The following is an 8551-nucleotide window of genomic DNA, read 5'->3' as shown; positions in this document are numbered from 1 at the left end:
GGTCTGGGGCGCCCCCGCGAGGGCACCGGCCTCACCCCCCGAACCCGATCCCCCCCAACACCCCCGCCGCCTCCCGGTCCAGCAGCACCGCGGAACCGCAGCCCCGCGGCAGCACCCCCCGCTCGGCCCCCCGAAGCAACCGCCCCACCCCCCGCCGATGCCGCGCGAAGGCGTACCGCGACACCCCCCGCCCCCGCGACCGCTGCCCGGCAAGGGCGACGGGCGCGGGCACATCGAGGAGGACGAGCCGCAGCGTGCCCCCACGCGCGGCGGCCGCGCGGGCGAGCCACCGCCGCACCCACGGCTGCGTACCGCAGTCGTGCACGACGACACCGGAGCCCGCGCGCAGCGCCCGCCACAGGCCCGCGTAGTGGGCGAGGCGGACGAGGGGGCGGTAGAGCGCGTACGGGACGCGGCGCGGCATCCGGGCCGCCCACCGGTCGCGGGTGTCCTGCGAGTCCACCCGCGGCCCCGCGACCGCACGCCGCATCAGCGTGGACTTGCCGCTGCCGGGCAGCCCGGAGACGACCACGACGTCGCGCGCGGAGAAGACCAGGCGGCGCGGGCTGCGCCCGGCCCGGCCCCGCAGGTCGCGGACGACGGCCCGCGGGAAGTGGCCGCGGCTCACCCGGGCGCGGCCCTCCTGCGGCGGGGCGGCGGGCTGCGGCGGCAGCGCGGCGGCCCCGGCCGGAGCGGCCCCGGGCAGCGCGACACCCGTGGTCGTCGCGTAAGCACTGCTCCTGCGCACCGTGATCGGCCTCCCCATGCTGGTCACGTCACTCATGCCGAGTACTTCTTCGTGCTTCTTCGTGCTTCTCCGTACTTCTCCATCGACTGTAAAGAGAAGGTAATGCCCTACCAAGACGGCACGAGGGCACTCCTCGGTTGCGGCTGTTGTGAAGCGGGGGCGCGTGCAATGATGTGCGCGCCAACTCCATACCGGCCGCTTGAATCCGCGCGGGAGAGTTCCGCGGGGCCCCGACGCCCCCGGACGCCGAAGGAGCAAGTTCCTCCCTTGAATCTCTCAGGCCCCGTACCGCGCGGGCGAGGCACATCTGAAAAGCGAGCCTCTCCTGCCGGCGGCGGGACGGCTCCACCCAAGGTGCAAGTCATGACCCGGCGTACGCGCGGGCCGTGGTGAACCTCTCAGGTTCGATGACAGATGGGGAGGAACGACCTCGCCCGTCATGCCATGCCTGGAGCCAGTACTGATGAGCCCTACCCCACGCCAGACTGCCCTCGACGCCCTGCACCGTTCGCTGGGCGCGACCATGACCGACTTCGCGGGCTGGGACATGCCGCTGCGGTACGGCAGCGAGCGCGACGAGCACAACGCCGTGCGCACCAAGGCCGGCCTCTTCGACCTCTCCCACATGGGTGAGATCACCGTCACCGGCGCCGGCGCCGTCGACCTGCTGAACTACGCGCTCGTCGGCAACATCGGCTCCGTCGGCGTGGGCCGCGCCCGGTACACCATGATCTGTCAGGCCGACGGCGGCATCCTCGACGACCTGATCGTCTACCGGCTCGCGGAGACCGAGTACATGGTCGTCGCCAACGCCGGGAACGCCCAGGTCGTCCTGGACGCCCTCACCGAGCGTGCCGCCTCCTTCGACGCCGAGGTGCGGGACGACCGCGACGCGTACGCCCTGATCGCCGTCCAGGGTCCCGAGTCCCCCGGCATCCTCAAGTCGGTCACGGACGCCGACCTGGACGGTCTGAAGTACTACGCGGGCCTGCCCGGCACCGTCGCGGGCGTCCCCGCCCTGATCGCGCGCACCGGCTACACGGGCGAGGACGGCTTCGAGCTGTTCGTGGCGCCGGAGCACGCCGAGAAGCTGTGGCGGGCGCTCACGGAGGCGGGCGCCCCCGTCGGGCTCGTGCCCTGCGGGCTCTCCTGCCGCGACACGCTGCGCCTGGAGGCGGGCATGCCGCTGTACGGGCACGAGCTGACGACGGCCCTCACGCCGTTCGACGCCGGTCTCGGCCGGGTCGTGAAGTTCGAGAAGACCTCGCACGGGGACGACTTCGTGGGCGCCGAGGCGCTGCGGGCCGCCGCCGAGCGGGCCGAGGCCGCGCCCCCGCGCAAGCTGGTCGGCCTGATCGCCGAGGGCCGCCGGGTGCCGCGCGCGGGCATGCCCGTGGTGGCGGACGGCCAGGTCATCGGCGAGGTGACCTCCGGCGCCCCGTCGCCGACGCTGGGCAAGCCGATCGCGATGGCGTACGTCGACGCGGCGCACGCCGCGCCCGCCACCGAGGGCGTGGGCGTGGACATCCGCGGCACCCACGAGCCGTACGAGGTCGTGGCGCTGCCGTTCTACAAGCGTCAGAAGTGACAAAGCGCCACAAGTGACACGTTCCGGGCGCCCCGCGCGTCCGGTGCCCCGCGTGTCCCGTCTCACTCACCAAGACAGCCCACCGCCGCGTTCATCAGCACGCGCCCGCGTACAGGAGAATTCACGCCATGAGCAACCCCCAGCAGCTGCGGTACAGCAAGGAGCACGAGTGGCTTTCGGCCACCGAGGACGGCGTGGCGAGCGTCGGCATCACGGAGCACGCGGCCAACGCGCTCGGTGACGTCGTCTTCGTCCAGCTCCCGGAGGTCGGCGACACGGTGACCGCAGGTGAGACCTGCGGCGAGCTGGAGTCGACGAAGTCCGTGAGCGACCTGTACTCGCCGGTCTCCGGCGAGGTCGTCGCGGCCAACCAGGACGTCGTGGCCGACCCGTCCCTGGTGAACTCGGCCCCCTTCGAGGGCGGCTGGCTGTTCAAGGTGCGCGTCGCGGAGGAGCCGGGCGACCTGCTCTCCGCCGACGAGTACACCGACTTCGCAGGCAGCTGACCCCGGCGTAAGGACTGATCTTCCGATGTCGCTTCTGAACACACCCCTCCACGAGCTCGACCCGGACGTCGCCGCCGCCGTCGACGCCGAGCTCCTCCGCCAGCAGTCCACCCTCGAAATGATCGCGTCGGAGAACTTCGCTCCGGTCGCCGTCATGGAGGCCCAGGGCACGGTCCTCACCAACAAGTACGCCGAGGGCTACCCCGGCCGCCGCTACTACGGCGGCTGCGAGCACGTGGACGTGACCGAGCAGATCGCGATCGACCGGGTCAAGGACCTGTTCGGCGCCGAGTACGCCAACGTCCAGCCGCACTCCGGCGCCTCCGCCAACCAGGCCGCCCTCTTCGCGATCGCCCAGCCCGGCGACACGATCCTCGGCCTGGACCTGGCGCACGGCGGCCACCTCACCCACGGCATGCGCCTGAACTTCTCCGGCAAGCAGTTCAACGTGGTCGCGTACCACGTGGACGCCGCCGGGCTTGTCGACATGGCCGAGGTCGAGCGCCTGGCCAAGGAGAACCGCCCCAAGGTGATCATCGCGGGCTGGTCCGCCTACCCGCGCCAGCTGGACTTCGCCGAGTTCCGCCGGATCGCCGACGAGGTCGGCGCGTACCTGTGGGTCGACATGGCGCACTTCGCCGGGCTCGTCGCCGCCGGGCTGCACCCGAATCCGGTGCCGTTCGCGGACGTGGTCACCTCCACCACGCACAAGACGCTCGGCGGCCCGCGCGGCGGCATCATCCTGGCCCGCAACAAGGACTTCGCGAAGAAGCTGAACTCCGCGGTCTTCCCGGGCTTCCAGGGCGGCCCCCTGGAGCACGTGATCGCGGCCAAGGCGGTGTCCTTCAAGGTCGCGGCCTCGGAGGACTTCAAGGAGCGACAGCAGCGCACCCTGGACGGCGCCCGCATCCTGGCCGAGCGCCTGGTCCAGGACGACGCGAAGGCCGTCGGCGTGGACGTCCTGTCCGGCGGCACGGACGTGCACCTGGTCCTCGTCGACCTGCGCAACAGCGAGCTCGACGGCCAGCAGGCCGAGGACCGCCTCCACGAGGTCGGCATCACGGTCAACCGCAACGCCGTCCCGAACGACCCGCGCCCGCCGATGGTCACCTCCGGCCTGCGCATCGGCACCCCGGCCCTGGCCACCCGCGGCTTCCAGGCCGAGGACTTCCGCGAGGTCGCGGACATCATCGCCGAGGCCCTGAAGCCGGGCTTCGACGCCGAGTCCCTCAAGGCCCGCGTGTCCGCTCTGGCCGCGAAGCACCCCCTGTACCCGGGGCTGAAGTAGTTTCGTACGCTTTAGTTCGTACTTTGTTGTGCCCTTCGTCGCATACGAAGGACCGGGGCACCGCGCACACTGGACAGTGAGCGCGGTGCCCCACCCCTTGTCCGCGCGGTCGCACCACCCGCTCACGCGGGCGGCCGGCGGCACCCCGTCCGACCGCACCACCGGCAGACAACGGCGTCTACCAACCCAGCTAGGAGTCACCCGTGGCCATCTCGGTCTTCGACCTGTTCTCGATCGGCATCGGCCCGTCCAGCTCCCACACGGTCGGCCCGATGCGGGCGGCGCGGATGTTCGCCCGCCGCCTGAAGAACGAGGGCCTGCTGGCCCACACCACCTCGATACGGGCGGAGCTGTACGGCTCCCTCGGCGCCACGGGCCACGGCCACGGCACGCCCAAGGCCGTCCTGCTCGGCCTGGAGGGCGAGTCGCCGCGCACGGTGAACGTGGAGAGCGCCGACGACCGCGTCGAGGAGATCAAGACGTCCGGGCGCCTGAACGTCCTCGGCGTGCACGAGATCGACTTCGACTTCGACGAGGACCTGATCCTGCACCGCCGCAAGGCCCTGCCGTACCACGCGAACGGCATGACCGTCTTCGCGTACGACACCGACGGCGCGCTCGTCCTGGAGAAGACGTACTACTCGGTCGGCGGCGGCTTCGTGGTCGACGAGGACGCGGTCGCGGGCGAGAACCCGATCGTGCCGGACGACACCGTCCTGAAGTACCCCTTCCGCACCGGCGACGAGCTGCTTCGCCTCTCCTCCGAGACCGGCCTGTCCATCTCCGCCCTGATGCTGGAGAACGAGAAGGCCTGGCGCACCGAGGACGAGATCCGCGCGGGCCTCCTCGACATCTGGCGCGTCATGCAGGCCTGCGTCTCGCGCGGCATGTCCCGCGAGGGCATCCTGCCCGGCGGCCTGAAGGTCCGCCGCCGCGCCGCCCACTCCGCCCGCCAGCTGCGCGCCGAGGGCGACCCGGGGGCCCGCGCCATGGAGTGGATCACGCTGTACGCGATGGCGGTGAACGAGGAGAACGCCGCGGGCGGCCGCGTCGTGACCGCCCCCACGAACGGCGCCGCCGGGATCATCCCCGCGGTCCTGCACTACTACATGAACTTCGTGCCCGGCGCCGACGAGGAGGGCGTGGTCCGCTTCCTGCTCGCCGCGGGCGCCATCGGCATGCTCTTCAAGGAGAACGCCTCCATCTCCGGCGCCGAGGTCGGCTGCCAGGGCGAGGTCGGCTCGGCCTGCTCGATGGCGGCGGGCGCCCTCGCGGAGGTCCTCGGCGGCTCCCCCGAGCAGGTCGAGAACGCCGCCGAGATCGGCATGGAGCACAACCTGGGCCTGACCTGCGACCCGGTCGGCGGCCTCGTCCAGATCCCGTGCATCGAGCGCAACGGCATGGCCGCGGTCAAGGCGGTCACCGCCGCCCGCATGGCGATGCGCGGCGACGGCTCCCACAAGGTGTCCCTCGACAAGGTCATCAAGACCATGAAGGAGACCGGCGCCGACATGAGCGTCAAGTACAAGGAGACGGCGCGGGGCGGGCTCGCGGTGAACATCATCGAGTGCTGAGCGCCGCGGCGTAACCGGCTCGGAGAAGGGCCCTCCACATGGAGGGCCCTTTCCCATGGGTGGGAACGCCTGACACTGGGAACGGTCAATGCACGGTCAACTGTTCATCGTTCATTGACGCGGGGCACCCCCCACTCCTCCCCCGCGCACCCCGCTCCCCCCACCCGAAAGGTCACCGCATGCTGCGCGGCATCGACGTCAGTTCCCACCAGTCGTCCTTCTCCACCGATGGCCTGTCCTTCGTCGTCATCAAGGCGACGGAGGGCCGCTCCTACATCAACCCGCGCCTGACCGCCCAGACCAAGCTCGCCCGCGACGGCGGCTGCGTCGTCGGCTTCTACCACTTCCTGTGGCCCGGCAACATCACCGCCCAGGCCGAGTACTTCGTGTCCAAGGCCCCGGAGAAGGCGGGCGACTTCCTGGCCGTCGACTGGGAGTGGACCGGCGACCACACGGCGGCGACGAACGCCGAGAAGGACCGCTTCATCAAGGAGGTCAAACGCCTCCGCCCGCACCACCGGACCGTCCTCTACACGAACCGCGACTTCTGGCTCAACAGAGACACGACCTCCTACGCGGGCGACGGCCTGTGGATCGCCGACTACGTCACCGCGGGCAAGCCCCGCATCCGCGCCAAGTGGCGCTTCCACCAGTACACGTCGACTCCGATCGACAAGGACGTGGCGGACTTCCCGAGCAAGGCCGCGATGCGGGACTGGACGACGCCGTAGCCCTACGGCCGCACCACGATCTTTCCGGTGTGGGTGTTGGACTCCATCAGGCGGTGGGCGTCCGGCATGCGGTCGAGGCCGTCGAAGACCTGGGCTATCTCGGGGCGGAGGGTGCCGTCCTTGAGGCCCGAGGTGAGGTAGCTCGCGGCGCGGCGGCGGTCGTCGGGCGTGGGGAAGGCCGCCATGTTGGCGTAGCCGTGGACCGTGAGGGGCCAGTTCATGGGGAGGACCGTGGGGCGGCCGTCGAGCCAGCCGTAGCTGACCAGGGTGCCGCCCGGCGCGGCGGCCTCGCCGAGGGTGTGGAAGCCGGGGCCGCCGATGCCGTCCAGGACGATCTCGGCACCACGTCCGGCGGTGACGCGCTTGATCTCCTTCGGTACGTCGCTCTCGGTGTCCGTGACGATGACGTGCTCGGCGCCGAGGTCGAGGAGGTGCTGCTTCTTGGCCTCGGTGCGGGTGGTGGCCAGGGGGACGGCGCCCGCGCGGCGGACCACCTGGATGGCCGCCGTGCCGACCCCGCTGGACGCGCCGGTGATCAGGACGTGGTCGCCGGGGCGCATTCCGGCGGTGAGGTGGAGTGCGCCGTACGCGGTGGTGTACGTGAGCCAGGTGGCGGCCGCCGTGACCGCGTCGACCTCGGCGGGGCGGCGCACGACCATGGTCTCGGGCAGCACGACGCGGTCCGCGTACACGCCGTGGGTGCTCAGGTGGAAGTCGGCGGCCACCAGGACCGGGTCGCCGGGGGCGAGGTCGGTGACGTCGGCGCCGACGGCCTCGATCACGCCTGCGGCCTCGTATCCGTTGCGGGAGGCGGGCAGGGTCGGCGGGTAGTAGTACTTCCCGGCGCGCAGAAGGGCCTCGGCGCGGTTGAGGCCGATGGCCTCGACCTTGATCTGGACCTCGGCGGGGCCCGGGGCGGGCAGGGGCAGGTCGCGCACCTTCAGGACCTCGGGTCCGCCGATCTCGTCGAAGAGCACGGTGCGGGCGGTGGTCGCGGCAGCTGTTGTCGTCATGACGGGAACGCTATGCGGCACCCGCGAGACGAGACATGCCTGTGGATCTTGCTTTTATGTCCGCTCGTCTCGGGCGGTGTGCCACGCACTATGGTGCGGACATGGACGTACTCAGTGACGCGATCGCCGCCATGCGGCTCGGGCGGCCGCACTCCGCGATCCGGGACAAGTACGGGACGTGGGGCGCGCGGTTCCCGGAGCACGGCGGGGCCGGGTTCCACGTGCTGCTCCAGGGGTCGGCGTGGCTGCTTCCGGGGTGCGGGGGCGGGGAGCCGGTGGCGCTCGCGGCGGGCGACATCGTGTTCCTCGCGCACGGCTGCGGGCACGGTCTGGCGAGCGATCCCGGGGCTCCGCTGGAGAGCTTCGGCCTGAACCCGGACGGCTCCTGGCCCGAGGCCCCGCCCCGCCTCACGCCCGCCGAGGCCGGCGCGGCCCCGTCCGCGGTGATCCTCTGCGGCGCGTACCAGCTCGACCGGGCCCGCGCCCATCCGCTGCTCTCCGAGCTGCCCGAGGTGATCCATCTGCCGGCGCGGGTCGGCGCCCACCGTTCGCTGCGGTCGGCCGTGGAGCTGCTCGGCGCCGAGCTCGAGGAGCCGCAGCCCGGTTCGGACACGATCGTCTCGGCGCTGCTCGACACGTTGCTGCTGTACATCCTGCGGGCGTGGTGGCTCCGCGAGCGGCATGGCGCCGGGCATCCGACGGGCTGGGCGGCGGCGCTCGCGGATCCGGCGGTGGCCGCCGCGCTGCGGGCCGTGCACGCCGACCCTTCGCATCCGTGGACCGTGGAGGAGCTCGGTGCGCTCGGGGGGCTCTCGCGGGCGCCGTTCGCGCGGAGGTTCGCGGCGAGTGTGGGGGTGCCGCCGCTCGCGTATCTGACGTGGTGGCGGATGACGTTGGCCGGGCGGTTGCTCGGGGAGGGGGACGAGCCGTTGCGCGTGGTCGCGCAGAGGGCGGGCTATACGTCGGAGTTCGCCTTCGCCAAGGCGTTCAAGAGGGAGTTCGGGGTGGCGCCGGGGCGGTATCGGAGGGGGCGGGTCGCAGGGTAGCGGCCCTCGCGGGGCGCCCCAGACCCGCCCCTTTACCCAAAACCAGGGGGCTCCGCC

The 8551-nt window shown here is 71.8% G+C and carries 8 protein-coding genes and 1 riboswitch; of the genes, 6 read left to right on the top strand and 2 right to left on the bottom strand.

Annotation, left to right across the window (positions count from 1 at the left end):
* Positions 1-31: 31 nt before the first annotated feature.
* Complete coding sequence (locus tag ACFWZ5_RS42895; protein ID WP_384892506.1) at positions 32-784, bottom strand: AAA family ATPase; 753 nt, start codon at positions 782-784, stop codon at positions 32-34.
* A gap of 164 nt (positions 785-948) precedes the next feature.
* Positions 949-1049: riboswitch (glycine riboswitch) on the top strand.
* Positions 1050-1211: 162 nt separating this feature from the next.
* Between ACFWZ5_RS42895 and gcvT the strand changes: the two genes are divergently transcribed.
* The 5 genes from gcvT (at position 1212) to ACFWZ5_RS42870 (ending at position 6435) form a co-directional block, all read left to right on the top strand.
* Positions 1212-2336 (top strand): glycine cleavage system aminomethyltransferase GcvT, encoded by a 1125-nt coding sequence (gcvT, locus tag ACFWZ5_RS42890; protein WP_384804927.1) that lies wholly within the window; start codon positions 1212-1214, stop codon positions 2334-2336.
* 128 nt (positions 2337-2464) lie between these two features.
* Entirely contained in the window at positions 2465-2842 is a 378-nt protein-coding gene (gene gcvH / locus ACFWZ5_RS42885) for a glycine cleavage system protein GcvH (RefSeq protein WP_384804929.1), read from the top strand.
* A gap of 25 nt (positions 2843-2867) precedes the next feature.
* Positions 2868-4130 carry a serine hydroxymethyltransferase gene (glyA, locus tag ACFWZ5_RS42880; RefSeq protein WP_384804931.1) on the top strand — a complete coding sequence of 421 codons (1263 nt, stop codon included), beginning with the start codon at positions 2868-2870 and terminating at the stop codon, positions 4128-4130.
* Positions 4131-4333: 203 nt separating this feature from the next.
* The gene (locus tag ACFWZ5_RS42875; protein WP_384804933.1) at positions 4334-5704 is read left to right on the top strand and encodes an L-serine ammonia-lyase; all 1371 of its coding nucleotides are present in this window, start codon (positions 4334-4336) and stop codon (positions 5702-5704) included.
* A gap of 179 nt (positions 5705-5883) precedes the next feature.
* Complete coding sequence (locus ACFWZ5_RS42870; protein ID WP_384804935.1) at positions 5884-6435, top strand: glycoside hydrolase family 25 protein; 552 nt, start codon at positions 5884-5886, stop codon at positions 6433-6435.
* 2 nt (positions 6436-6437) lie between these two features.
* Here ACFWZ5_RS42870 and ACFWZ5_RS42865 read toward each other — a convergent pair whose 3' ends face one another.
* Positions 6438-7448 carry a zinc-dependent alcohol dehydrogenase family protein gene (locus ACFWZ5_RS42865; protein WP_384804937.1) on the bottom strand — a complete coding sequence of 337 codons (1011 nt, stop codon included), beginning with the start codon at positions 7446-7448 and terminating at the stop codon, positions 6438-6440.
* 101 nt (positions 7449-7549) lie between these two features.
* Here ACFWZ5_RS42865 and ACFWZ5_RS42860 point away from each other — a divergent pair, with 101 nt between their 5' ends.
* On the top strand, positions 7550-8494 hold the full coding sequence (locus tag ACFWZ5_RS42860; RefSeq protein WP_384804939.1) for an AraC family transcriptional regulator: 945 nt from the start codon (positions 7550-7552) through the stop codon (positions 8492-8494).
* The last annotated feature ends 57 nt before the right edge of the window (positions 8495-8551 follow it).

This window comes from Streptomyces sp. NPDC059003 (assembly GCF_042740445.1).
Classification (GTDB): Bacteria; Actinomycetota; Actinomycetes; order Streptomycetales; family Streptomycetaceae; genus Streptomyces.
This window is presented reverse-complemented; position numbering and strand designations above follow the sequence as displayed.